The organism is Mycobacterium sp. NGS64 (assembly GCF_059812245.1).
The window spans coordinates 1-21,128 of the sequence record NZ_JCALCI010000009.1 but is presented as its reverse complement, the minus strand read 5'-3'; the positions used below and the strand labels follow the sequence as shown (position 1 = coordinate 21,128).

The 21,128-nt window shown below is 67.6% G+C and carries 24 protein-coding genes; 8 read left to right on the top strand and 16 right to left on the bottom strand.

Annotated features, from left to right (window positions below; genetic code table 11):
- Window positions 1-2: 2 nt before the first annotated feature.
- From AC5Y4S_RS25705 to AC5Y4S_RS25695, 3 genes are read left to right on the top strand one after another with little or no spacing between them, the layout of a single operon-like run.
- Window positions 3-1,265: a cytochrome P450 gene (locus AC5Y4S_RS25705; RefSeq protein WP_500035469.1), complete on the top strand. Its 1,263-nt coding sequence runs from the start codon at window positions 3-5 to the stop codon at window positions 1,263-1,265.
- Complete coding sequence (locus AC5Y4S_RS25700; protein WP_500035400.1) at window positions 1,262-1,450, top strand: ferredoxin; 189 nt, start codon at window positions 1,262-1,264, stop codon at window positions 1,448-1,450. The genes AC5Y4S_RS25705 and AC5Y4S_RS25700 overlap by 4 nt, the downstream gene beginning before the upstream one ends.
- Window positions 1,451-1,480: 30 nt before the next feature.
- The gene (locus AC5Y4S_RS25695; RefSeq protein ID WP_500035399.1) at window positions 1,481-1,777 is read left to right on the top strand and encodes a DUF1330 domain-containing protein; all 297 of its coding nucleotides are present in this window, start codon (window positions 1,481-1,483) and stop codon (window positions 1,775-1,777) included.
- Here AC5Y4S_RS25695 and AC5Y4S_RS25690 read toward each other — a convergent pair.
- The 9 genes from AC5Y4S_RS25690 to AC5Y4S_RS25650 form a co-directional block, all read right to left on the bottom strand.
- Window positions 1,774-1,974, bottom strand: a complete 201-nt coding sequence (locus AC5Y4S_RS25690) for a ferredoxin (protein ID WP_500035398.1) — start codon at window positions 1,972-1,974, stop codon at window positions 1,774-1,776. The two genes, AC5Y4S_RS25695 and AC5Y4S_RS25690, sit on opposite strands and share 4 nt — an antisense overlap.
- An 11-nt stretch (window positions 1,975-1,985) precedes the next feature.
- Complete coding sequence (locus AC5Y4S_RS25685) at window positions 1,986-3,191, bottom strand: cytochrome P450 (protein WP_500035397.1); 1,206 nt, start codon at window positions 3,189-3,191, stop codon at window positions 1,986-1,988.
- A 105-nt stretch (window positions 3,192-3,296) separates the two neighbouring features.
- On the bottom strand, window positions 3,297-4,097 hold the full coding sequence (locus AC5Y4S_RS25680; RefSeq protein ID WP_500035396.1) for an NAD(P)-dependent oxidoreductase: 801 nt from the start codon (window positions 4,095-4,097) through the stop codon (window positions 3,297-3,299).
- Window positions 4,094-4,909, bottom strand: coding sequence for an NAD(P)-dependent oxidoreductase (locus tag AC5Y4S_RS25675; RefSeq protein WP_500035395.1), 816 nt, complete (start codon window positions 4,907-4,909; stop codon window positions 4,094-4,096). The genes AC5Y4S_RS25680 and AC5Y4S_RS25675 overlap by 4 nt, the downstream gene beginning before the upstream one ends.
- Window positions 4,909-5,796 (bottom strand): alpha/beta hydrolase, encoded by an 888-nt coding sequence (locus AC5Y4S_RS25670; RefSeq protein ID WP_500035394.1) that lies wholly within the window; start codon window positions 5,794-5,796, stop codon window positions 4,909-4,911. Before AC5Y4S_RS25670 ends, AC5Y4S_RS25675 begins: the two co-directional genes overlap by 1 nt.
- The gene (locus AC5Y4S_RS25665; protein WP_500035393.1) at window positions 5,793-7,448 is read right to left on the bottom strand and encodes a thiolase C-terminal domain-containing protein; all 1,656 of its coding nucleotides are present in this window, start codon (window positions 7,446-7,448) and stop codon (window positions 5,793-5,795) included. The genes AC5Y4S_RS25670 and AC5Y4S_RS25665 overlap by 4 nt, the downstream gene beginning before the upstream one ends.
- 127 nt (window positions 7,449-7,575) lie before the next feature.
- The gene (locus AC5Y4S_RS25660) at window positions 7,576-8,454 is read right to left on the bottom strand and encodes a PE family protein (protein WP_500035392.1); all 879 of its coding nucleotides are present in this window, start codon (window positions 8,452-8,454) and stop codon (window positions 7,576-7,578) included.
- Window positions 8,455-8,510: 56 nt separating this feature from the next.
- On the bottom strand, window positions 8,511-8,807 hold the full coding sequence (locus AC5Y4S_RS25655) for a ferredoxin (protein WP_500035468.1): 297 nt from the start codon (window positions 8,805-8,807) through the stop codon (window positions 8,511-8,513).
- 8 nt (window positions 8,808-8,815) lie between these two features.
- Entirely contained in the window at window positions 8,816-10,096 is a 1,281-nt protein-coding gene (locus AC5Y4S_RS25650; RefSeq protein WP_500035391.1) for an NADH-ubiquinone oxidoreductase-F iron-sulfur binding region domain-containing protein, read from the bottom strand.
- A gap of 31 nt (window positions 10,097-10,127) precedes the next feature.
- On the opposite strand from AC5Y4S_RS25650, the gene AC5Y4S_RS25645 reads away from it, so the two are divergent.
- Window positions 10,128-10,610 carry a hypothetical protein gene (locus AC5Y4S_RS25645; RefSeq protein ID WP_500035390.1) on the top strand — a complete coding sequence of 161 codons (483 nt, stop codon included), beginning with the start codon at window positions 10,128-10,130 and terminating at the stop codon, window positions 10,608-10,610.
- Window positions 10,611-10,615: 5 nt separating this feature from the next.
- Here AC5Y4S_RS25645 and AC5Y4S_RS25640 read toward each other — a convergent pair whose 3' ends face one another.
- The 4 genes from AC5Y4S_RS25640 to AC5Y4S_RS25625 are packed head-to-tail and all read right to left on the bottom strand — an operon-like array spanning window position 10,616 to window position 14,184.
- Window positions 10,616-11,482, bottom strand: coding sequence for an alpha/beta fold hydrolase (locus AC5Y4S_RS25640; RefSeq protein WP_500035389.1), 867 nt, complete (start codon window positions 11,480-11,482; stop codon window positions 10,616-10,618).
- A gap of 11 nt (window positions 11,483-11,493) precedes the next feature.
- Window positions 11,494-11,907, bottom strand: coding sequence for a Rieske (2Fe-2S) protein (locus AC5Y4S_RS25635; RefSeq protein ID WP_500035388.1), 414 nt, complete (start codon window positions 11,905-11,907; stop codon window positions 11,494-11,496).
- A 1-nt stretch (window position 11,908) separates the two neighbouring features.
- Window positions 11,909-13,054: an amidohydrolase family protein gene (locus AC5Y4S_RS25630; protein ID WP_500035387.1), complete on the bottom strand. Its 1,146-nt coding sequence runs from the start codon at window positions 13,052-13,054 to the stop codon at window positions 11,909-11,911.
- Window positions 13,055-13,092: 38 nt separating this feature from the next.
- Window positions 13,093-14,184 (bottom strand): amidohydrolase family protein, encoded by a 1,092-nt coding sequence (locus AC5Y4S_RS25625; protein ID WP_500035386.1) that lies wholly within the window; start codon window positions 14,182-14,184, stop codon window positions 13,093-13,095.
- 267 nt (window positions 14,185-14,451) lie between these two features.
- Between AC5Y4S_RS25625 and AC5Y4S_RS25620 the strand changes: the two genes are divergently transcribed.
- Complete coding sequence (locus tag AC5Y4S_RS25620; protein WP_500035385.1) at window positions 14,452-15,111, top strand: hypothetical protein; 660 nt, start codon at window positions 14,452-14,454, stop codon at window positions 15,109-15,111.
- A gap of 141 nt (window positions 15,112-15,252) precedes the next feature.
- Here the strand turns inward: AC5Y4S_RS25620 and AC5Y4S_RS25615 are convergent, their stop codons facing one another.
- Together AC5Y4S_RS25615 and AC5Y4S_RS25610 are read right to left on the bottom strand one after the other, a co-directional pair.
- Window positions 15,253-16,155, bottom strand: a complete 903-nt coding sequence (locus AC5Y4S_RS25615; protein ID WP_500035384.1) for an NAD(P)-dependent oxidoreductase — start codon at window positions 16,153-16,155, stop codon at window positions 15,253-15,255.
- A gap of 9 nt (window positions 16,156-16,164) precedes the next feature.
- Complete coding sequence (locus tag AC5Y4S_RS25610; protein ID WP_500035383.1) at window positions 16,165-16,545, bottom strand: carboxymuconolactone decarboxylase family protein; 381 nt, start codon at window positions 16,543-16,545, stop codon at window positions 16,165-16,167.
- A 68-nt stretch (window positions 16,546-16,613) separates the two neighbouring features.
- On the opposite strand from AC5Y4S_RS25610, the gene AC5Y4S_RS25605 reads away from it, so the two are divergent.
- From AC5Y4S_RS25605 to AC5Y4S_RS25595, 3 genes are all read left to right on the top strand, one after another.
- Window positions 16,614-17,264 carry a nitroreductase family protein gene (locus tag AC5Y4S_RS25605; protein WP_500035382.1) on the top strand — a complete coding sequence of 217 codons (651 nt, stop codon included), beginning with the start codon at window positions 16,614-16,616 and terminating at the stop codon, window positions 17,262-17,264.
- Window positions 17,265-17,360: 96 nt separating this feature from the next.
- A complete protein-coding gene (locus tag AC5Y4S_RS25600; RefSeq protein ID WP_500035381.1) occupies window positions 17,361-18,359 on the top strand; it encodes an acyl-CoA dehydrogenase family protein in 999 nt (332 codons plus the stop codon).
- The gene (locus tag AC5Y4S_RS25595; RefSeq protein WP_500035380.1) at window positions 18,343-19,518 is read left to right on the top strand and encodes an acyl-CoA dehydrogenase family protein; all 1,176 of its coding nucleotides are present in this window, start codon (window positions 18,343-18,345) and stop codon (window positions 19,516-19,518) included. Before AC5Y4S_RS25600 ends, AC5Y4S_RS25595 begins: the two co-directional genes overlap by 17 nt.
- A 55-nt stretch (window positions 19,519-19,573) precedes the next feature.
- On the opposite strand, the gene AC5Y4S_RS25590 is transcribed toward AC5Y4S_RS25595, so the two are convergent.
- Complete coding sequence (locus tag AC5Y4S_RS25590) at window positions 19,574-20,992, bottom strand: alpha/beta hydrolase (RefSeq protein ID WP_500035379.1); 1,419 nt, start codon at window positions 20,990-20,992, stop codon at window positions 19,574-19,576.
- Window positions 20,993-21,128 lie beyond the last annotated feature (136 nt).

The following is a 21,128-nucleotide window of genomic DNA, read 5'->3' as shown; positions in this document are numbered from 1 at the left end:
AGATGGATTTCTTCCGCGGCAAAGAGCTCATCGCGGACCCGTACCCCTACTACGAGGCGTTGCGGCAGCAGTGCCCGGTGACCCGGGAGGAGCACCACGGCGTCACCATGGTGACCGGCTGGGAGGAAGCCTGCGCGGTGCTCAACGACGCCGCGACGTGGTCCTCGTGCAACTCGGTGACCGGACCGTTTCCCGGTTTTCCGGTCAGCCTCGAGGGGTTGGGCGACAGCGACATCACCGAGCTGATCGAGCAACACCGCGACCAGCTGCCGTTCAGCGACCAGTTGCCCACGCTGGATCCACCGACCCACACCAACCACCGCTCGCTGCTGATGCGGCTGATCACCCCGAAGCGCCTCAAGGAGAACGAGGACGCCATGTGGGCGCTCGCCGACCAAGCGCTCGACGATTTCCTGGCGCCCGGCCGCGGCGACTGGATCAAGGGCTTCGCCGGCCCGTTCACGCTGCTGGTGATCGCCGACCTGCTGGGCGTGCCGATGGAGGACCGAGACAAGTTCGTCAAGGGCATCGCCGAGCATGCGGGTGGCGGCGTCGGGGGCACCGGTAAGGAGTCGCTGGCGCACAGTCCGCTGGAATTCCTCTACGGCCTGTTCTCCGACTATGTCCGCGACCGCCGTCGCGAGCCCCGCGACGACGTGCTGACCGGCCTCGCGACCGCCACCTTCCCCGACGGCTCGATCCCCGACGTCGAAGATGTCGCCCGTGTCGCCAGCAACGTCTTTTCGGCGGGCCAGGAGACCACCGTGCGGCTGCTCGGCGCCGCGCTGCAGACAATCGGGGAGCGCCCCGACATCCAGGCGCAGCTGCGCAGGGACCGCAGCCTGATCCCCAACTTCATCGAAGAGTCACTTCGCCACGAAAGCCCGGTCAAGGGCGACTTCCGGTTGAACCGGGTGCCCGTCAACGTCGGCGGCGTCGATTTACCGGCGGGCACCACCGTGATGATCGTGCAGGCGGCCGCCAACCGCGATCCGCGCCGGTTCGAGGACCCGACCACATTCGATCCGGCCCGCAAGAACGCGCGCCAGCACATCTCGTTCGGGCGGGGTATCCACAGCTGCCCCGGCGCGCCGTTGGCGCGGGCCGAGACCCGGGTGGCGATCGAGCGGCTGCTCGACCGGACATCCGACATCAGGATCGACGAGAGCGTGCACGGCCCGGCGAATGACCGCCGCTACCAATACGTTCCGACGTATATCCTGCGCGGCCTGACGGAATTGCACCTGGAGTTCACGCCCGCATGAAAGTCTCGGTCGACGACCAACGCTGTCGGGGTCACGGCGTGTGCACGACGCTGTGTCCGGAAGTCTTCAGCCTGACCGACGATGGTTACGCCGAGGCGATAGCGTCAGACGTCCCAACGGAATTCGAGGCGGCCACCGAGGAGGCCATCGAATGCTGCCCGGAGCAGGCGATCAGCAAGATCTAATCAGACACCCACGCAGGTAAGGAGATTCGAGTGGCTGAGGGGCCGAAAGGGTACGTCATTCTGACCGAGGCCATCAAGGATCCGGAGGGCATGAAGGCCTACGGCCGGGCCGCGGGAGTGGCGATGGGTGGCGTGAACGTTCTTGCGGTGGACACCGCCCCCACGGTCCTCGAGGGCAGCTGGCATGGCAACCAGACCGTCGTGCTGGAATTCGAATCGGTGGACGCGGCCCGGGCCTGGTACGAGTCCGAGGCCTACCAAAAGGCGGCGCGGCTACGCCAAGCGGCGGCCGACTGCAACGCGGTCATCCTCTCCGGATTCGGCTAGCCCTCCACGATCGAGATCGCCTGCCGGGGGCATTGACGGACGGCCTCGCGCACGTCCGATTCGGTCTCCGGGGTGACTTCCTCTTGCAGCACGGTCAGCATGTCGTCGTCGCCGAGGTGGAAGATCTCGGGGTTGATGCCCATGCAGACGCCGTTGCTTTCACAAAGCCCCCAGTCGACTTCGATCTTCTTCGTCATCGCGATTCCCCTTACCGAAGTATCTTGACGGGTACATTCTTCCAGCCGGCGACGTTCTGCATGTTCACCCGCTTGCACCCCGCCCAGTCCACCTCGTAGCGCGGCATGAAGTCCAGCAGCCGCTCCAGCGCGAGCCTGCTCTCCAGGCGCGCCAGCGCCGCGCCGAGGCAGCTGTGAATCCCGTAGCCGAGACCCAGGTGTTGCGCCTCGGTCTGGTTGCGCTCGATGTCGAACGTTTCCGCGTCGGTAAAGGCTTCCGGATCGCGGTTCGCGGCGGCCCCGCAGAGGAACACCGGTTTGCCCGCCGGGATCACGCCGCCGCTGACGTGCGCCTCCTTGAGGGTGTAGCGGACGTTGTATTGCACCGGACCCTCGTAGCGCAACAGCTCTTCCACCGCACCCGGGATCTTGCTGCGGTCGTCCTGCAGCATCTGCCACTGGTCGGGATGATGGGCGAAGATCACCGCCGCGTTGCCGAGCAACTTGGTGACGGTCTCGGCGCCGGCGCCCCCCAAAAGGGTGGCGAAGCCGGTGATTTCGATGTCGTCGAGCTTGCGCGGGTTACCGTCCTCGCTGGGGATTTCGGCCGCGATCAGCCGACTGATCATGTCGTCCTGCGGTTCGGCGCGCCGCTCCTGGATCAGGCCGAAGTAGTACATCGCGGTATCGATGTTCGCCTGCATCCCGGCTTCGCTGATCTCGATCTGCCCGGGTTCGTGATGCAGGCTGGTGTCGATCCAGTGGCGCACCTGTTGACGGTATTCCTCTGGAACGCCGGCCATCCGGGTGATGACTTCCACCGGGAACGGCCCGGAGAAGTCCTGCACGACATCGAAATTGTCGGGGTCTGCGGCGCCCAGGTATTTCTCGATCACCTCGATGATCGTTTCGACCTGCGACTGAATGGCCCGCGGGGTGAACGCCTTGTTGAGCAGGCTGCGCATGTGGCGGTGCTCTGGCGGGTCCATGAAGATGATCGACTTCTGTTCGGGGGAGATCCCTCGCCGCACCATCGCGAGGTCGCAGCCGCGCGCGGAGGAATACGTCTCGAAGTCCTTGAACGCGGCCGCGACGTCGACGTGCCGGGTCAGCGCGTAGAAGTCCTCTTTTTCGTCGTAGTACAGCGGCGCGTCCTCGCGCATCCGTCGATAGATGTCGAACGGATTGTTGAAGAACTCCTCGGAGAACGGATCGAACACGACCTTCGGCTTGGTCACTGCATGCTCCTCATCGGCGGGCTGAACCGTTACAGCGGATTGCCTGACTGTAACGCTAACGGTAGCGCTTTCGTGACGCGGCGAAAAGACCAAAACACCACCAGGTCAGACCTTCCCGCCAACCCCGCCGACTTTGATCACTTGCTCCAGCGCGCCCAGGTCACCGCCCAGTCCCGCGGCGACGTCACGCACGACCGCCACGTCTTTGGCCACGAATCCGCCCGCTACCTCGATGAACGAGCCGACGGAGCCCCGGGCGGCGACGATGTCCAGCACCCGGCTGGTGGCGCTGCCCTGGGGGAGGGCTTCCAGCAGCGTCGATTCCGGGACGCCCAGGCTTTCGCCCAACCGGATGGCCGCCGCGAGCAGCCCGATATGGCCTGCGAACAGCGCATTGTTGACCAGTTTCACCTTCTGGCCGGCGCCGATCGGCCCGACGTGCAGGACCGGATCGCCGTAGCAGCCCAACACGGTTCGCACTCGGTTCACCGCGGCGTCGGCGCCGCCGACGAAGAGCGTCAGCATGCCGGCGGCGATGTCGTGCGGGCCCCCGCTGACCGGGGCGTCGACCACGCCCACGTCGGCGGCGCGGGCGGCAATGGCCTCGATCGTCTCGGGGCTCGCGGTGGTATGCCCGACCAGCGTGGAACCCGGCCGCATCGTGGGTAGCAGGGCGCCGTCCAGGCAGACCTGCCGCACCTGTTCGTCGGTGAACACGCAGACCACCACGACGTCGGCCCACGGACCGAGCTCACCCACCTCGCCCACCGCGTGGGCACCGAGCCACGCGACATCGCGGCGCTGTTCGTCCGACCGGGCCAGGGCCCGGACGTCGTGGCCCGCGTCGATGAGCCGGACCACCATGGGGCGTCCCATCCGACCCACGCCGATAAAGCCGACTTTCATCGGGGGTGCCCCATCTGGGCCAGGGTGGCGTCGGCCGCGTCGAGCACGGCGCCCCCGCGGGCCGCAGCCCGCTCGGCGAGTTCGACGATCAACCGGACGTCCTTCTGCAGCAGCGTCCCCGCGAGGCCGGCCAGCCGGTCCAGGCCGCCGATGCCGCCAAGGGCGTTGAGCGCGAAGCTGTTTGCGCTGCCGCGCGAGACGACTTCGATGAGGCGATCCGGCGACACGCCCAGCTCGTCGGCCAGCGACAGGGTGGCGGCCGCGGTGCCCAAGTTGGCGGTGAAAAGCAGGTTGTTGAGCAGTTTGGTGGTCTGCCCGGATCCGAGGTCGCCCAGGTGCACGACGGGGTCGGCGTAGGTTTCGAAGACCGGCCGGCAGCGCTCGACGACATCGCCGTCACCGCCGACCATCACCAGCAGCCGGCCCTCCACGGCCGCCGGGCCGCCGCCGCTGACCGGCGCGTCGATGATCGAAACCCCATGAGCCTCAGCCTGTTTGGCGAGCTCGCGGCAGGTGTCGGGGTGGACGGTGCTGTGCACCGCGATGACGCTGCCTCCTGTCATGGCCGCCAGCAGGCCGTCCCCGCCGCTGGTGAGTTCTTCGATGTCGGCGTCGCCGACGACGCACAGGCAGACGAGATCGCTCGCCGTGGCCAGATCGGCCGGCGTCGGGGCGATCTTGGCCGGCGTGTCGGCGAACGGCTCTAGCGACGCGGGCCTGCGCGCCCATAGCGTCGTCTCGTAGCCGCCCTCGATGATCCGGCGCGCCATGGGGCCGCCCTGACTGCCTAATCCGATGAACCCAACCCGCATCAACCGGCCTCCAAATCGGCTTCCGAATCCGTTGACCGCTCACCCGCGCATTCCGCCACGAACGCAAGGACTTTCGCGTGGTAGTCGGGGGCGGTGTGGCCGAGGCTGATGTTGTGCCCGGCGCCAGATTGGCGATGTACCACGAATCGCGGTGCCGCGGAGAACAGCGCACTGATCTGGGTCACCGCCGCGTCATCGGCCTGCCAGACCTTTTCGTGCTCGGCGATGCTGAAGTGCACGGGGACGCGCACGGCGGGCGCCAGCTCCGGGAAGGTCTGCCGCGCCCAATCGGAGACCATTTGGTCCTCGTACTCCGGCGCCGAGGGGGAAACCGTTGCGCCGCCGAGAACCTCGGGCGGGTACAGCTCCGCGGGGCTCCACAGCAGGTCCCGCATGCCCGGTGGGCGGCGTTCGCGGGTGGCGGTTTTCAGTATTTCCTTGGCCGCGGGGTGGTAGTGGCGACCGGTGCCGGCCAGTTCGATGCCGAGCAGCTCGGCGCCGCGCGCGTCGGCGGCCATCCGCATCGTCAATTCGCAGCCGCCGGAATGGCCCCACACGAATACGCCTGCGCCACGCGGTCGTTCGCCGAGGATGCGTTCCACCGCGCCGTAGGCGAGGTTGACCCGCTGGTCGCCGGAGGCCATCGCTTCGGGATACGGCGCGGAGCTGCCGTAGCCGGGGCGGTCGAGGGCCACCACGGTGAATCCGGCCTCGGCACCCGTGCGCAACAACGAATAGGACGGGTGGCCCGGGCAGTCGAAATATAGCGCGGTGGTGCCTCCGCCGTGGATGGCGACGATCACCGCCGTCGGCTCGTCGGCCTCGGCGACCAGGGCCGACATCGGCACGCCGTCGACGATCACCAGCCGCGGACGGACGCTCGTCATGCGTCTGCCCGCAAGAGGAGCACGCCGCTGGGGGTGAGGCCGCCACTGCTGACGACGCCGACGCGGGCGTCGGCCACCTGCCGGTCACCGGCCTCGCCGCGCAGCTGGCTGACCGCTTCGTGCAGCAGGCCCATGCCGTGGGTGCGGCCGTGCGAGAGCTGGCCGCCGTGGGTGTTGAGCGGCAATTGTCCGTCGCGCGCGATGTTCTTGCCGCCGTCCAGGAATTCCTTGGCCTCGCCGATGCCGCAGAATCCCAGCGCCTCGATCCAGGACAGGCAGTTGAAGGAAAACCCGTCGTAGAGTTCGGCGACGTCGACATCGGTGGGCCGCAACGAGGTGCGGGTCCACACATGCGCCGCCTGGCCCAGCACCTGCGGCTCGTGCGTCAAAGTGCTTTGGTCCCAATCGATTCGCTCGACGATCTGGGTTCCGATCGCCTCCACTAGCACGGGCGGCTTGGCCAGGTCGCGGGCCGCGTCGACGGCCGAGACGATCACGGCGATCGCGCCGTCACACGGCACGTCGCAGTCGTAGAGCCCAAACGGCGTAGTGATGGGACGCGCGTTGAGGTAGTCGTCCATCGTCATCGGGGTGCGGTAGATGGCGGTCGGGTTGAGTTCGGCGTTGGCGCGCTGGTTCAAGGCGATCCAGCCCAGCGTCTCTTTCGTGGTGCCGTAACGGTGGAAGTGGCGCTGCGCGTTTATCGCCAGCGTGTGGGCGGCCGAGGTGGCGCCGAACGGGAACGTCCAGCCGGCCATGCGCCCCATCGAGGGTGCGATTTTGCCCTGCTTCATCAGCTCGCCGTGGGTGGCTTCCCACAGCGTCCGGAAGCACAGCACGTGACGGGCCAGGCCGCAGGCGACGGCAAGCATCGCGGCGATCACCGAGCCGCCCGGGCCGAACGTCTCCATGGCGCCGTTGTGCCATGCCGGCCGGATGCCCAGCGCGGCCTCTAGGGCGGTGACCCCGCCCTCGCCGAATCCGCCGACGTTGATCGCGCCGGGGTAGGTGGACAGGCCGTCGATGTCGGCGAAGGTGAGCCCGGCGTCGGCGATCGCCGCCTCGCAGGCCTGCACCGTCAGGGCCAGTGGCGGCTGCATCAGGCGGCGGCCGATCGGCGACATGCCGATCCCGGTGAGTGCGACCTTGTCCTCGAACTTCTCCGACGTGAGCATGGGGCGGACGTGTTCCCCGAATCGTTCAGGCGCGATCTCGTCGGACGGCAGGGGAGCCGGCGCGGCATCCGGAATCGGCCGAAACAGCGGCAGCCAGACATCCTCGACCTGCTCGAAGACCACCTCCACCTGCTGACCGAGCTCGAGCCGATCCGGTTCGCACTCAACGATGTTGGTGGTCAGCCGCACGCGGGGGTCCTCGGCGATCGCCACCTGGGCGACGACGTACGGCGCCGGCATCCCGGGCAGGCTGAACCGATGGTTGACGGTGAACCCGGCGAGGGTTGCGCGGCCGGAGACGGCCCGCACGCCCATGTTCCGGGATCGGCAGTACCGGCACACCGGCGCCGGCGGGTGGATCAGCGAGTCGCAACTCTGGCATTCCTGCAACCGCAGCGTGCGGTCGGCGCCCGAAGTCCAAAAGAACTCGTTTTCCTGAGTGATCAGGGGCAGGGGGCGTCCCGGTGCTGCTGACACGTCACCTCCGGGGGAACCGTGCGGACCTGAATGGTAGGGCCGTTATACGAATTGGAGAATTACGTTATCACTCCAGGGTAGGCACGAACCAGGTTCTCGGGTCCGTCAAGCCCAGGTCGGCAGCCGATCAGGGTTGGAAAACGACGTTGACGAGATAGTTTGTGTCCGTAGCCGTCGCGTCGAGCATGTTCCCGATGGCGACGGCGGAGTCGAGATTGCCGGCGCTGCCACCTGCAGCGGCGGTGCTGCCCGCGCCACCGGCGACGGCGGTGTCCCAAAGGCCGCCGCTGGCGAAGGCGGTGCTGCCGGTGCCCATGGCCTGGGCGAGGTCGATGTCGCCGTTGACCGCGTAGGCGGTGGTGTTGGCGCCGAGGGCGTTGGCGGTCTGGAGGATGCCGGTCCGGGCATAGGCCGCGCTGTTCGGGCCGAGGGCGCTGGCCTGGTTGAGGATGCCCTGATCGGCGATGGCCACGCTGTTGGCGCCGGTGGCGGTGGCGAGGTTGAAGTTGGTGGCCTCGGCGAGGCTGTTGGTGCCGAAGGCGAGTGCGTCGGCAAAACCGGTGGCCCTCGCGGTGCTATTGGCACCGAACGCGATCGCGACGCCCCACGTGAGAGGGTCCGAGATGGCGGTGGCGCTGCCCAATCGGAGCAACGTGAACCCGCCGACCGAGAAGGCCAGATTCGGAGCGGGCAGATTCTGCGCCACGCTCTGCATAGACCCTGCACCGGCGGCGTCGGCGCTCGCATAGGCCCCCGCACCCGCGTTGAGGGCCTGGGCGAACTGGGACTGAAAGTCTGCCGCCCGCGCGGTGAGCGCCTGAAACACCTTGCCCTGGCTGGAAAACAGTGACGCGATGGCCGCCGACACCTCGTCGCCGCCGGCCGCAATCACCCTGGTGGTCGAAGCCGCGGCCGACCCGCTGGCCCGGGCCAGGTACGAGCCGACGCTCGCCACATCCGCCGCCGCTGCCGCCAACATGTCCGGCGCGGCAATGAGATACGACATCGTTGACCTCCCTTACGGATCCGGGGCTGGCCCTACACCCGCACGTCGCCGAGCCCTCAACGGGTGAAACCCCATTCGGCTTCGCTCGCCTCGGTATTAACGCGGGCGGCGGGGTCCTCATCGGTGCTCGGCTGCGGCGGTACGTCGTCCGGTCGGCGTTCGTCCATTTCCATGATGGCGTGCACCGGGCAGTCCATCAGGGCACGCATGACCGCATCGCGGTCGGCCTCGGGCACGGTGCCGTCGCCGATCAGGCACGCGTATCCCCAGTCGTCGAGTGAGAAGTATGCGGGCGCGTGCTTGGCGCAGATGCCGAAGCCGTCGCAGAGGGTCCGGTCCAGGTGGATTCTCATGCCCTCGCTCACGCGTAGACCACCGCCTCCACCTCGTAGGGTCGCCCGGCGCTAAACGCGTTGGCGCGGCACGGTTCACATGACTTGTCGAGATGCTGGGCCACCGCCTGCGGGAACTGGTCGAGCATGCTGGCGGCCACGTTGGTTGCGGCGTCCAGCGTGGCGCAGGCTCCGCGCCCCCGCAGCGTCACCGACCAGTGGCGCAGCCGGTCGAGGTCCTCGGGGGTGGCGGCGCCGTCGCGGAGCGCCCCGGCGGCGGCGGCCATCGCGGCGGTGCCGTTGAAGCACGAACCGCATTGGCCCGCGTTCTCGCGATCGAAGTAGGCCAGCACCGACGCGGCGACCGCCACCGGGCAGTCGTCGGCGAGAACCGCGATCGCACCGCAGCCCAGTCCGCTGCCGAGGCCACGGAACGTCTCGTGGTCCAACGTGGCGTCCAGCACGCTGCGATTGAGCAGCCCGGCAAAGTAGCCCCCCAGCAGCGCGCCTTGGATGCGCTCCGACGAAACCCCGTGCAGGGCAAGCAGATCGGCGAACGGCAGGCCGTGCGGAACCTCATAGAGGCCAGGCGGCCGGCCGCCGCCGGACAAGGTCACCAGGAAGGTGCCCGGCGAGGACGGCGTGCCGAGCGAGCGGAACTCCGCCGAGCCGTGCCGCTGCAGGTAGGGCAGGTTGGCCAGGGTCTCCACATTGCTCACCAGGGTGGGCTGCCCGCCGACGCCCTGCTGAAATGGCCGCGGCGGCTTGTCCGTTGGCTTGACCGGTCCGCCGTTGATCGCGCGGGTGACCGCGGTCTCCTCGCCGGCGATGTACCCCGGGGCGACGTTGACCACCTCGATCGCGACGTCGCCGGGCGCGTGCTCCGCCAGCGCGGCCTGCACGCTGCGCGCCGACTCCGCGTCGGACAGGTAGACATAGGCGCGGTCGGCGGCCACCATCGCCGCCGCCAGCCGCAGCCCGTCGAGGACCAGGTGCGGCCGGTGCCGCAGCAGCCATCGATCCTTGATCGAAGCGGGTTCGCCCTCCTCACCGTTGGCGACGACGACCGCGCCGCCCGCCGCGCGCCCGTTGTCGCGCACGGCGCGCAGCTTCACCGCCATCGGAAAGGCCGCGCCGCCCCGGCCCTGCAGCCCGCTGCGCTCGACTTCACCGAGCAGGTCGTCGGGGTCGGCGAGTGGAAGATAACCGCCGAGTTCGAGGTAGGCCGGGTAGTTTTCGCTCGCGTGGCCCGGTCGATCGCCCAGCAGCCGCGACGGACAGCCGGGCCAGGAAGTGACGGTGATATCCATCGCCTAGCTCCCCATCGTTAGTCTGGCGCACATGCGAACCGCGGTAGTGCGCGTCAACGTGGATCCGTCCGGCGTCCTCACGGCCGAACAGTTAGGACGCGGCATGACCGCACTCCTCGAGCGTGCCGGCGAGCTGGGCTTGGAAGTCGTCGAGAACAACCTCGCGGCCATGCCGGCCGGCCGGCGCGAGGTGGAGGTGCTCGTCGCCGGGGAAGATGCCGATGCCGTCAAGCGCGTCGGGCTTGAGTTGTGCGGCAGAGCTTTTGGCGGTCTCAACGTCGCGCCGGCGGCCGGCGTGGTGACGTTCATCAGCCGGGGAACCGACGATGACGCGCACGGCGTGCTGTCCGGTTTCGGGCTCACCGGCGAGATCGTTCGGACGCCCGGCGACGACGGTTTCGACATCGTCCACGTGACCTTGCGCGAGGCGGACCTGGATCGCGTTCCGGAAAGCCGGATTCACACGGCCCTCGAGGCGTCGCTGAACTGCGAGGTCCACATTCGCACCGTGTAAACGCATCAGGAACCCAGGAATTCGAGGATGGCGGGGGCGGCCTGCACCCAGGTGTCGAACATGTTGAAGTGCTTCACCCTGCCCGCCGCGCGGTCTTCGGATGCCCGCTCCCAGGCGTCCTCCGGCCAGGGCGGGTCGATCAGCTTGGAGCCCTTGATCAGGCAGCTGACCTCCAGCGACGTCCGCTTCGGGTGATCCATGTCGTTCTCGCCGCCGCGAATGATCAACGTGGGAACCTTGATGCGGTCGAACATTTCGTCCTCGACGCCCGGAATCGTCTGTCCGGGCTTGGAAACGAACGCATTGAGCCAGCGCAGCATCACCTTGAGAAACTCGTCTTTGTCAAAGTCGAGGAACCGCTGCTTGTTGGCGGGGTTCTGTTCGATGCGCTCGCGCCATTCCTGCACCTTCATCACGCCGTCCATTCCGGTGCCGCGCACCGCGAGAATGCTCGGGATGATGTAGAAGGAGCCCAGCACGAAGGTGCCGTAGATGCCGCCGACGATGTTCCACACCACGAGTTTGGTTACCATCTCGGGGTAGAGCATCGTCGTCAGCATGGAATCCCTTGCGCCGCCGGAGCCCCCGGCGAGGATGCAGCGCTCGAAGCCCAGACCCGTCACCAGCTTGTGCAGCGTCTCGGCCCGCATGTGCGATTCGCTTTGGCCGTAGAACTGCACATCCGAGGCCCCGCAGTTGGGCCGGTCCCACAGCAGCACCCGATAGCCGCCGGCGGCCAACGCGTCGGCCAGCGGGCGCAGGCCCTCGATCTCCTTGCTGAACCGACCGCCCGGCGTCAGGGCAATGAGATCGCCTGTATCACCGAGGATTTCGTAGACAACGTTTCCGCCATTCACCTCGAATGTCGACACAGATGCTCCCGTCACGCCATCACCAGAACGTCGTTGCCGACGACTCGCACCGGGTAGGTGCGGATGCTCCACTCCGGCTTGACCGCGGTCGTGCCGGTTGCCAGCTCGAAACCCCATTGATGCCAGGGGCAGTAGATGAACTCCAGGTCGCGCACCATGACCGAGTCACCGGCGGCGGTCTCGTCGACGATGGTGCGCCCGCGGGCACGTCCCGAGCACAGCGGACCGCCCTGGTGCGGGCAGTAATTCGCAATGGCGTAGAAAACGCCGTTGACGTTGTAGACGCCGACGCCGTGTCGTCCGATCGGCACCAGTTTGTGGCTGCCGGGCGGGATTTCGTCCACGGTTGCCACGACGTGTTCGCGACCCTGAGCGAGTCGGGGCTGGGGCGGCCTGGTGGTTGCCCCGTCTTGTTCTGACCCCAACTCAGAACACCCGGGTCTGGCCCTCGAGGACCGGCACGGTCTCCGGGAGGTGGTAGGTCGCGATCCCGTTCTTGTACATCACCGCGTCCCGGGCCGCCTTCGGAAGGTGCTTGACCAACCAGCGCGGGTCGTCGAACGTCCAGTGCGGATAGTCGGAGGAGAACAGCAGGATCTTGTCGCACTCCATCCACTCCAGGGCCCGGGTCAACTCGGTCTTGTCTTCCGGGTAGTCCAGCGGCTGGGTGGTGAACTTGATGTGTTCCTTGACGTATTCCGATGGCTTGCGCTTGATGTCCATCCGCGACTTGCGGGCTTCGTAGAGCGCGTCCATCCGCCACATCAGCGGCAGGATCCAGGAAAACGCGTGCTCGACGAACACGATGCGCAGGGTCGGGAATCGGTCGAAGACGCCGTCGAAGATCAGGCTCATCACCTGGTTGGCGGCCAGCAGCGAGTAGGTCACCATGAAATCGTGGTTGTAGCTGGGCAAACCCACCGGCGGCGTCGGCAGCATCTCGTAGTTGCTGCGCGACAGGTGGCAGCTCACCGTGATGTCGTGCTTGGTGGCGGCTTCCCAGATGGGGTTGTACTTCGGGTGGCCCCATGACGGCCGCGGCTCGGCCTTGATCAGGATCTGCGCCATGTACGGATGGCCGGCCCACGTCTCGATCTCGCGCGCCGCCCCCTCCGGGTCCTCGATCGCCGCGCAGATCGAACCGCGCCAGCGCTCGTGCCAGTTGTTGTGGCTGTCGAGCCAGTGGTTCGCCTGCCAGTGGTTGAGGGCGGTCGAGAACGCCTGGTGCGCCTCGGCCAGCCGCGGTGTGCGCCCGCCGGGTTCCAGGATCGCGATGTCGGAGCCCGCTTGCATGATCAGTTGCCGGAAAGCCATGTCCGGGTCGCTGCAGGCGAACTCGCCGTCCGGTGGGAAGGCGTCTGCACGCATGGCGAACGTGTGCGCGTAATCCGGGGCGTCGTAGTAGATCAGCTCGCCGACCTTGTGGTCCAGGAAGAACTTGCTGCGCCACGGCTCCGGGATGTATTGGGTGAGTTCGCCGCGCCGGGGCACCGGGTGGATGTCGGAGTCGACGCACCGGACGGCTATGCGCTCGGCGGCGGGAACCCGTTCGTGTATGTGAGTCAGCGTCATCTCGGTCTCCTCCGTCTCCCTTGTCCTTAATTCTGCGACTAGCCCGCTGCCAGGTCGACCGAAATGTCGATCCCGTACAAGTTGGCCGCGTTGCGCCAGCACAGCTTGTCGCGCTGTTCGGCGGACAGCGATGCCGGCACCCGGCCGACGTCGTTGCTCTGCCAGTGCGGATAGCTCGAGCCGAACATCACCATGTCTTCCTTGCCGGTGAAGCCGAACCACTCGCCGGCGAAGTCGGCGTCGGGCGGGCCGTCGAGGCTGCCCTGCACGAAATACACGTGGCCGGGGATGTAGTCGCTCGGAATTCGCGGCGCCCAGGGCGTCTGTTCGAGGTGGGGCCGGCCGAACGTGTCCATCCGCCAGATGAACGGCGTGAGGAAGTCCGCGGCGCCGTCGGCCCAGACGAACTTCAGGTTCGCGAAGCGCTCGAACACACCCTCGGCGATCATGTTCATCAGGTGATACAGGTAGTTCAGCGCCATGAAGCTGACGTACTGCTCGTAGGTCAGGGTGTGCCCGGACGGCGTGGGGGGAAAGCCGATGCCCTCGCCCGTTTCGATGTGCACGGCGACCGGAAGCCCCGCGTCGGCGGCGGCCTCCCAGAGCGGCCAGAACTGGGGCTTGCCGTACAGCTCGCGGGATTGCAGCGGGACGCCGATCTGGACGACGCGCGGGTGGGTACGCCACTTCTCGATTTCGCGCAGGGCGCCGGCGATGTCGTCGGGGTTGACGCGGATAGTGCCGCGGAAACGCTCGCCGAACTCGGCCGACTCCAGCCAGCGCGACACCATCATCTCGTTGTGGGCGGCGTGCAGCGCGGTGCCCAGGTGACGGTCGGGCATGATTCCGCGTCCCATCGGATGCAGGATCGCCACGTCGACGCCGCGCTTCGAAAACAGTTCGTTGCCAACGAATTCCGGATCCGAGCCGGGATACTGGCGGTCCGGTCCCTCGGTGTTCGGCGCGTATTCGCCGCCCGGGGCGCCGTACCAGTCCATCTCGTAGTCGGGGAAGCCACGGCTCTTGAAGGGCTCGCGCAGGAAGGAGCGCAGGTCCTTGTTGGACGAAAAGAAGACGTGCACGCTCGCGTCGATCAGCGGGGTGCGGGTTCCGTCAGCGTGTTTGATCAAGTAAGCCGTCCCTCGGCTCGGGAAGCCAAAGTGAGCCCGATGGGGGCATCTGATAGATAAACTAACATTCTCGTCGGTCGCCAATCAACGGTGTTTTCGGTAAGCGTCTCGGTTAATCATCGGCCCTGGTAGGCAACGGTATTGCTGTTATTCGGGTAAGTAGCGTTCTTGGATAAGGATAATAGCATTCTCGCGTTTGTCGGTGGACGGCGACCGGTGGATGCCGAGCGCGGAAGCGGGCCTGCGGCGGACGGTACGATCCGTCGCGTGGTGAGGGCCGTGCACGCGTCCATAGTGCGCTGGATCGGCCTCCTGTTCGTCATCGGCGCGGCACTATTCGCGCTCGGCGTTCTGCTCTCGCTCCTTCCCGCGTTGCCACCGCTGCTCTCGGCGTTGACCTATGCGGTGGGGGCGGCGTTCTTCACCGCGGCCGCAACGCTTCAGCTGATCCTCGCTCGCCGCGAGCTGCCCGAGGCCGAGCAGCACTCGCTGCCGCTGCGGGCGCGCACGACCGACTGGCTGTCCGCGGCCATTCAGTTGGTGGGCACCGCGCTGTTCAACGTCAACACGGTGGACGCCGCCGTGACCATCGGTGCCCGCCCGGGGCTCATCGACGTCGACGTGTGGGTGCCCGACATCGTCGGCTCCGTCGCGTTCCTGGCCTCGTCGGCGATCGCGATCGTTCCCGAGGTCCGGGCCCGGCGGCACTCCCACGTTGCCAGCGCCTCGCAGCGCATCGCCTTCCTCAACTTCGCGGGATCCGTCCTGTTTTTCGCCTCGGCCGTCGGCGCGCTGGTGCTGCAATCGGGGGCCGACGTCAGCCTGGTGTGGGCCAACATCGGCACGTTCTTCGGCGCGCTGTGCTTCCTCGTGGCGGCCTGGCTTTTCGGCTGGCCCCCGCGCCAGCCGCAGAGCCAAATTCAGTGATCGCCAAGTAAATTCAAGCGCTAGCGGGCCTTCGGGCGTCGCGTGTGAACTGTGGACCTGGCCTGTGAATCGTGGCAGGAAAAATCGCCGAATTCCCTCAGCTGGTACACAATCAAAGCCGTCCCTGCACACTCAGCGCGATTAGCCCGGAAGCGGCCCCACCGGACCCACGATGACACCGGCGGACCTCTCGAACGGCTTGATCACCGTCGTGAAATCGGAATCCGGGCCCTCCTCGAGCGCGGCCGCCTCCCAGAGCCGGGCCACCGTTTCGGCGACGTCGGCCGGCGCGCCGAGCGCTTTCGCTTCGTCGAGATACAGCCGCACGTCCTTGACCATCAGCCCGGTGGCGAAGCCGTAGTCGAAGGTGCGCGGCAGGATCGCGCGAGGGAACTTGTCGCGGCTCGCGCTCGTCGCACCCGAACCCGCGTTGAGCACTTCGATCATCACGCCCGGGTCGAGACCGGCCTTCACGCCCATCGCGACGACCTCCGCCGTCGCGACCAACACGTTGGCCGCCAAGATGTTGTTGGCAAGCTTCATCGTCTGCGCCGAGCCGGGTTTCTCCCCGATGTAAAGCGGTCGCCCGATCGCCTCGAGAGCGGTTCGTATCACGTCGAATTCGTCGCGCGGCCCGGACACCATGACTGCGAGCGAACCCTTCTCGGCTCCGCCGACGCCGCCGCTGACCGGGCTGTCGATCGCCACGATGTTCCGTTTCGCCAGCGCGTCGCGGATGTGTACCGCCGTTCGGCTGCCGACGGTTGAGAAGTCGACATAGCGCTTGACGCGCGAACCCTCGATCACGCCCCCGGCGCCGGTGGCCACCTCCACGGACGCGGCCGGCGTCGGCAGGCTGGCCATGACCGTCTCAACCCGATCGGCGACCTCTTTCGACGAGGACGCGGGCTGCGCCCCGACGCTGACGAGGCGATCCAGCGCAGCGGCGTTGGTGTCGAAGGCGACGACATGGTGGCCTTCTTCGATGAGGCGACGCGCCATGGGAAAGCCCATGTTTCCCAGCCCGACGAACCCGAGCTCCATCGCCGACTCCTAGCCCTGGTCCACTTCGGCGAACGCCTCGCGCGCGATGCGAAAGCTGTCCACGGCGGCCGGTACGCCGGCGTAGATCGCGACCTGGAGGAATATCTCGCGGATTTCATCGCGGGTGACTCCGTTCGTCAGCGCCGCCTTGATGTGCGTCCGTAATTCGTTGGGGCGGTTCAGAACCGAAATCATCGCCAGGTTGAGCATGCTGCGGGTCTTGAGGGCCAATCCGTCGCGTCCCCAGACCGCGCCCCAGCAATACTCGGTGACGAGGTCTTGCAGCGGCTTGGTGAAGTCGTCCGCGCCGGCCAGCGCTTGACTGACATACTCTTCTCCCAATACGGCCGAGCGGATCTCAAGCCCGCGCTGGTAGGTTTCGCCGTCCAATGGTCTTCTCCTTACGCCACGTGATCCTGATAGACCTTGTGTAACAGCCCAGCCTCGAGGGAGACGCAATGACCGGCGCAAGCAGCGACGTCTGGGAAGTCATGGCGACCGCCCGGACGATCCGGCGGTTCACCGACGAGCCGGTCGACGACGCGACCCTCACGCGCTGCCTCGCGGCGGCCCGGTGGGCCCCGTCGGGCGCCAACGCGCAGGGCTGGCGCTTCGTCGTGCTGCGCTCGCCCGAGCAACGCGCGGTCGTGGCCAAGGCGGCCGCCCACGCCCTCGAGGTGATCGAACCCGTCTATGGGATGAGCCGGCCCGCCGACGGCGACAACAGCCGCCGCGCCCGCACCTACCGCGCCACGTACGAATTGCACGACCGCGCAGGCGAGTTCACGTCGGTCCTGTTCGCGCAACAGCACTACCCGACGGCCTCCGAGCTGCTGCTGGGCGGGTCGATCTTTCCCGCCATGCAGAACTTCCTGTTGGCCGCGCGCGCCCAAGGGTTGGGGGCATGCCTCACCAGCTGGGCCTCCTACGGCGGCGAGCGGCCGCTGCGCGAAGCCATCGGCATACCCGAGGACTGGTTGGTCGCCGGCCACGTCGTGGTCGGCTGGCCCAAGGGCAAGCACGGGCCGCTGCGCCGACGACCGCTTTCCGAGTTCGTCAACCTGGATCGCTGGGGCCAGCCGGCCGATGCGCTGCTGGGTGCCGGGTAGGCGTTCGGACACCTCGTAACCGCTTTCCGAGATTATTACTTCCGACAGGGAGAATGATATTCTCGCGATTGGCGGTGACGACAGGAGGCGGCCCGGATGCTGTTGGAGTTCGATGCTGATCAGCGGCTGTGGCAGCAGACCGTTCGCGACGTCGTCGCCAAACAGTGCCCGCCGTCGCTGGTGCGCAGCGTGGCTGAGGACGGCGTGGATCCGAGCCCGCTGTGGAAGTCCTACGTCGACCAGGGCTGGACGGAGCTGAACGATGCGGCCAGCGCCGTCGAGCTGGCCATCGTGCTCGAGGAGTTGGGGCGCGCGACCGATCCCACCCCGTTCCTGGCGACGATGAGCCAGTTCGCCCCGCTGGCCGAGGATCGATTCGACCCGCACGAGGCCGGAACCGCGGTGTACGGCGGGGTGTGGGCGCACCGGGACGCCGACGGCTGGGTGCTGGACGGCACGGCGCGCCACGTTCTCGACGGCGATCGCGTCGACCGGTTGGCGGTGGTGACCGACGCCGGGGTGTTCGTCGTCGCGGCCAACCAGGTGTCGACGCGCCGGTCGGCGGTATTCGACCCCGTCCTGCACGTCGCCGACCTGTCGTTCGGCGAGGTCCGGGTACCCGACAGCGCGCGGCTCACCGTCGACGCCGAACGGGCCCAGCACGTCGCGCTGACGGGCATGGCGATCACCATGGTCGGCGCCTGCCAACGCATCCTCGACCTGGTTCTCGAGCACGTCCGCAGCCGGCAGCAATTCGGGGTGCCGATCGGTTCGTTCCAGGCCGTCCAGCACAAGGCCGCCGACATGCACGTCGCGGTCGAACGCGCCCGCGCGCTGGCCTACTTCGCCGCGCTGACGATCGCCGCCGACGATCCGCGGCGCCGGCTGGCGGCCGCGATGGCCAAGGCGTCCGCGGGGGAGTGCCAGTCGCTCGTATTCCGGCACGGCTTACAGCTTTTCGGTGCGATGGGCTTTACCTGGGAGAACGACCTGCAGTTCGCGCTGAAGCGGGCCAAGGCGGGCGAGCTGATGCTCGGCGGCGCGGCGCAACACCGGGCGCGCATCGCAGAGGAATACCGTGCAGCTGACTTTTGATCCCGACGTCGAGGCGTTCCGGGCGGAGTTCGCGGCCTTCCTCGACGAAAACCTGCCCGACGCAAGCGAAACGCTGGAGCGCCCGCGGTCGGTGTCGCACATGCCGCAGTGGGCGCGCGACTGGCAGCGGCTGCTTTTCGACAACGGCTGGCTGCTGCCCAGCCAGCCGCCGGAATTCGGTGGTCGCAACGCGACGGTGATTCAGCAGTTCGTCTACCTCGAGGAACTCAGCCGCCGCCGGATCTATCACAGCTTCAACCCGCAGGGCGTGAATATCGTTGGGGCGTCGCTGCTCTCGTTCGGCAGCGACGATCAGAAGCGCCGCTGGGCGGTGCCGATCCTGCGGGCCGAGATCACCGCGTCGCTCGGGATGAGCGAACCGAGCGCGGGCTCCGACCTGGCGTCGCTGCGCACCCGCGCGGTGCTGGACGGCGATCACTTCGTGGTCAACGGGCAGAAGGTGTGGACTTCGGGCGCCCACGATGCCGACGTCCTGCTGACGTTCGTGCGCACCAATCCGGATGCGCCGAAGCACAAGGGGATCAGCGCGCTGATCATCCCCACCGACACCCCGGGTCTGGTGCGCAGACCTTTTCCCTCGATCTGCGGTGCCGACGACCTGGATTTCAACGAGGTGTTCTTCACCGACGTGCGGGTGCCGGCCGAGAACCTGGTCGGTGAGCTCGACCAGGGCTGGCGGGTGGCCAACGGGTCGCTGGGGCACGAGCGCACGATGATGTGGTTGGGTTTCGCCGACCGACTCGACAACATGATCGACGACTTTCGCCCGAGCACCGAAGTCGAGCGCGACCAGTACGCCAGCACGATCATGGACAAGCAGGCGCTGCGCCTGTTGGGTTCGGTTGCCCTGGCGCGCGCGTCGCGCGGCGAAGACGACGTGGCCGCGATCTCGGTGCTCAAACTGCTCGGGTCCGAGGCCGAGCTGCGCGGCATGGAGCTCGCGCTGGCGTCGGCGGGATCCGACGGGCTGATCCACCCCGGGCAGACCGGCCCGTACGCGCACATGAACCTGGACCACTACTTCGCCAGCTGGTTCGAGCGTTATGCCCGAAGCTTTTCCGGCACCATCGCCGGCGGCACCTCGGAGATCCAGCGCAACATCATTGCGCAGCGCGTGCTCGGCCTGCCCCGCGGCTGAGGCCTTAAGGTCGCCCAACGTCACGCTGGCGTGACGCTCGGCGTGGGTTAACCCACTACCGCTGGTCGTGACCGACCACCTCGGCGTGGTTGGGGGACGCCGTGCCGGGCAACGGGATCCGGGGCACGTCCGGGGTGCCCAGCCGGCCGGCCAGCCAGGGCAACGCGGTGGCGAAAGCTGTGCTGGCGGTGGGCCAGTCGTGCCTTCCCGGCTGGGCGACCACCGCGCAGTCGATGCCGTTCGCCCGGCCGAGGCCGCACAGGGCTCCCGCTGCGGCGGCCTGGTTACCCGGGTCGGTGGCGGCGCCGCGACCGGCGACTGCCATCGCGGTGCTGTCGACGACGGTGAGGTCGCGATGCGGCGCCGGGGCACCGCCCGACGTGATCGCGAACCAACCGGACACTCCGGTGTAGCGGCCGTGGCGGCTGATCACCGTCGTCGGGTCGAAAGCCGCCCAGGCGTCTCCATTTCCGCCGAACAGGCCGGCGATGGTTTGCGCCTTGCTGCCCGTGTTGGGGGTCAAGTCGCCTTCGATGTCGACGAACGTGCTGAACAGCGTGGGGTGCATGACGGTCAGGTCCACCGCGCAGGTCCCGCCCATGGAGAAGCCCACGATGCCCCAGCGCGACGGGTCGGGGCTGACCCCGAAATTCGAGACCATGTAGGGCACAACGTCTTTGGTGAGGTGGTCGGCCGCGTTGCCGCGGCTTCCGTTGACGCACTCGGTGTCGTTGTCGAATGCCCCGCCCGGGTCGACGAACACCAGCACCGGCGCGTTGCCTCCATGCGCGGCAGCGAAGGCGTCGATGGTGTCCACCGCGTTCCCGGCGCGCACCCAGTCGGCGGGTGTGTTGATCATGCCGCCGATCATCATCACCGTCGGCAGCTGCGGCGGCGGAGAGCTCGAGAACCATGCCGGCGGCAGGTACACCAGTTCCTCGCGGTGCTTGAAATTCGACGCGTCGGAAGGGATCTGCACCGGCACCAGTCGGCCGCGCGATGGCCTGGCGCCGCTCGCCGCCATCGCGGTGACGGTGGCCTTGTCGGTCTGGCCGGGTAGCGGAGCGGAGGTCAGCTGGTCCCATGCGCTCTGCACCGTCTGCACATATCCGAACCACTGGTTCAGCACCAGCAGCGAGCAGAGCACACACAGCGGCAGGCACAGGATCGATACGGCGCGGCGCCACCAGCGCGCGCCGCGCCAGCCCAGGATCACGACGGCCACGGCCGTTCCGGCCAGTGCGATCCACACGTACAGCGCGGACGGCGCCTGCTCGGTTGCCACACGGCCGATGTGCCAGTGCGCCCCGGCGGCCGCCACGCCGCCCGCGACGACGGCCACGGGCAGCCAGCACAGGAGCCAACGGCGTGATCGCCGCGCGATGGCGAGCCCCAGCGCGAGCGCGGTGGCGGCATCGACCGTCAACGGCAGCCAGCCGTGCATCAACGAGATGTGGTTACTCAGGAGCTGCATCGTGATTCCTCCTCCCGGCGGCCAGCGATCGGCGCGTGTGAGAGAAGGATTAGACGTCGGCCTCTACGAAGCCTCTACGAATTCTTGGAGCCCCGGCCCAGGCCGCGAGGAGACACAAAAGCCCCTCACCACGCGG

Coding starts and splice junctions, on each gene's coding strand:
- AC5Y4S_RS25705 (WP_500035469.1), top strand. CDS start 3: ATGGATTTCTTCCGCGGCAAAGAGCTCATCGCGGACCCGTACCCCTAC.
- AC5Y4S_RS25700 (WP_500035400.1), top strand. CDS start 1,262: ATGAAAGTCTCGGTCGACGACCAACGCTGTCGGGGTCACGGCGTGTGC.
- AC5Y4S_RS25690 (WP_500035398.1), bottom strand. CDS start 1,974: ATGACGAAGAAGATCGAAGTCGACTGGGGGCTTTGTGAAAGCAACGGC.
- AC5Y4S_RS25680 (WP_500035396.1), bottom strand. CDS start 4,097: ATGAAAGTCGGCTTTATCGGCGTGGGTCGGATGGGACGCCCCATGGTG.
- AC5Y4S_RS25675 (WP_500035395.1), bottom strand. CDS start 4,909: ATGCGGGTTGGGTTCATCGGATTAGGCAGTCAGGGCGGCCCCATGGCG.
- AC5Y4S_RS25670 (WP_500035394.1), bottom strand. CDS start 5,796: ATGACGAGCGTCCGTCCGCGGCTGGTGATCGTCGACGGCGTGCCGATG.
- AC5Y4S_RS25660 (WP_500035392.1), bottom strand. CDS start 8,454: ATGTCGTATCTCATTGCCGCGCCGGACATGTTGGCGGCAGCGGCGGCG.
- AC5Y4S_RS25655 (WP_500035468.1), bottom strand. CDS start 8,807: ATGAGAATCCACCTGGACCGGACCCTCTGCGACGGCTTCGGCATCTGC.
- AC5Y4S_RS25650 (WP_500035391.1), bottom strand. CDS start 10,096: ATGGATATCACCGTCACTTCCTGGCCCGGCTGTCCGTCGCGGCTGCTG.
- AC5Y4S_RS25645 (WP_500035390.1), top strand. CDS start 10,128: ATGCGAACCGCGGTAGTGCGCGTCAACGTGGATCCGTCCGGCGTCCTC.
- AC5Y4S_RS25630 (WP_500035387.1), bottom strand. CDS start 13,054: ATGACGCTGACTCACATACACGAACGGGTTCCCGCCGCCGAGCGCATA.
- AC5Y4S_RS25615 (WP_500035384.1), bottom strand. CDS start 16,155: ATGGAGCTCGGGTTCGTCGGGCTGGGAAACATGGGCTTTCCCATGGCG.
- AC5Y4S_RS25605 (WP_500035382.1), top strand. CDS start 16,614: ATGACCGGCGCAAGCAGCGACGTCTGGGAAGTCATGGCGACCGCCCGG.
- AC5Y4S_RS25600 (WP_500035381.1), top strand. CDS start 17,361: ATGCTGTTGGAGTTCGATGCTGATCAGCGGCTGTGGCAGCAGACCGTT.
- AC5Y4S_RS25590 (WP_500035379.1), bottom strand. CDS start 20,992: ATGCAGCTCCTGAGTAACCACATCTCGTTGATGCACGGCTGGCTGCCG.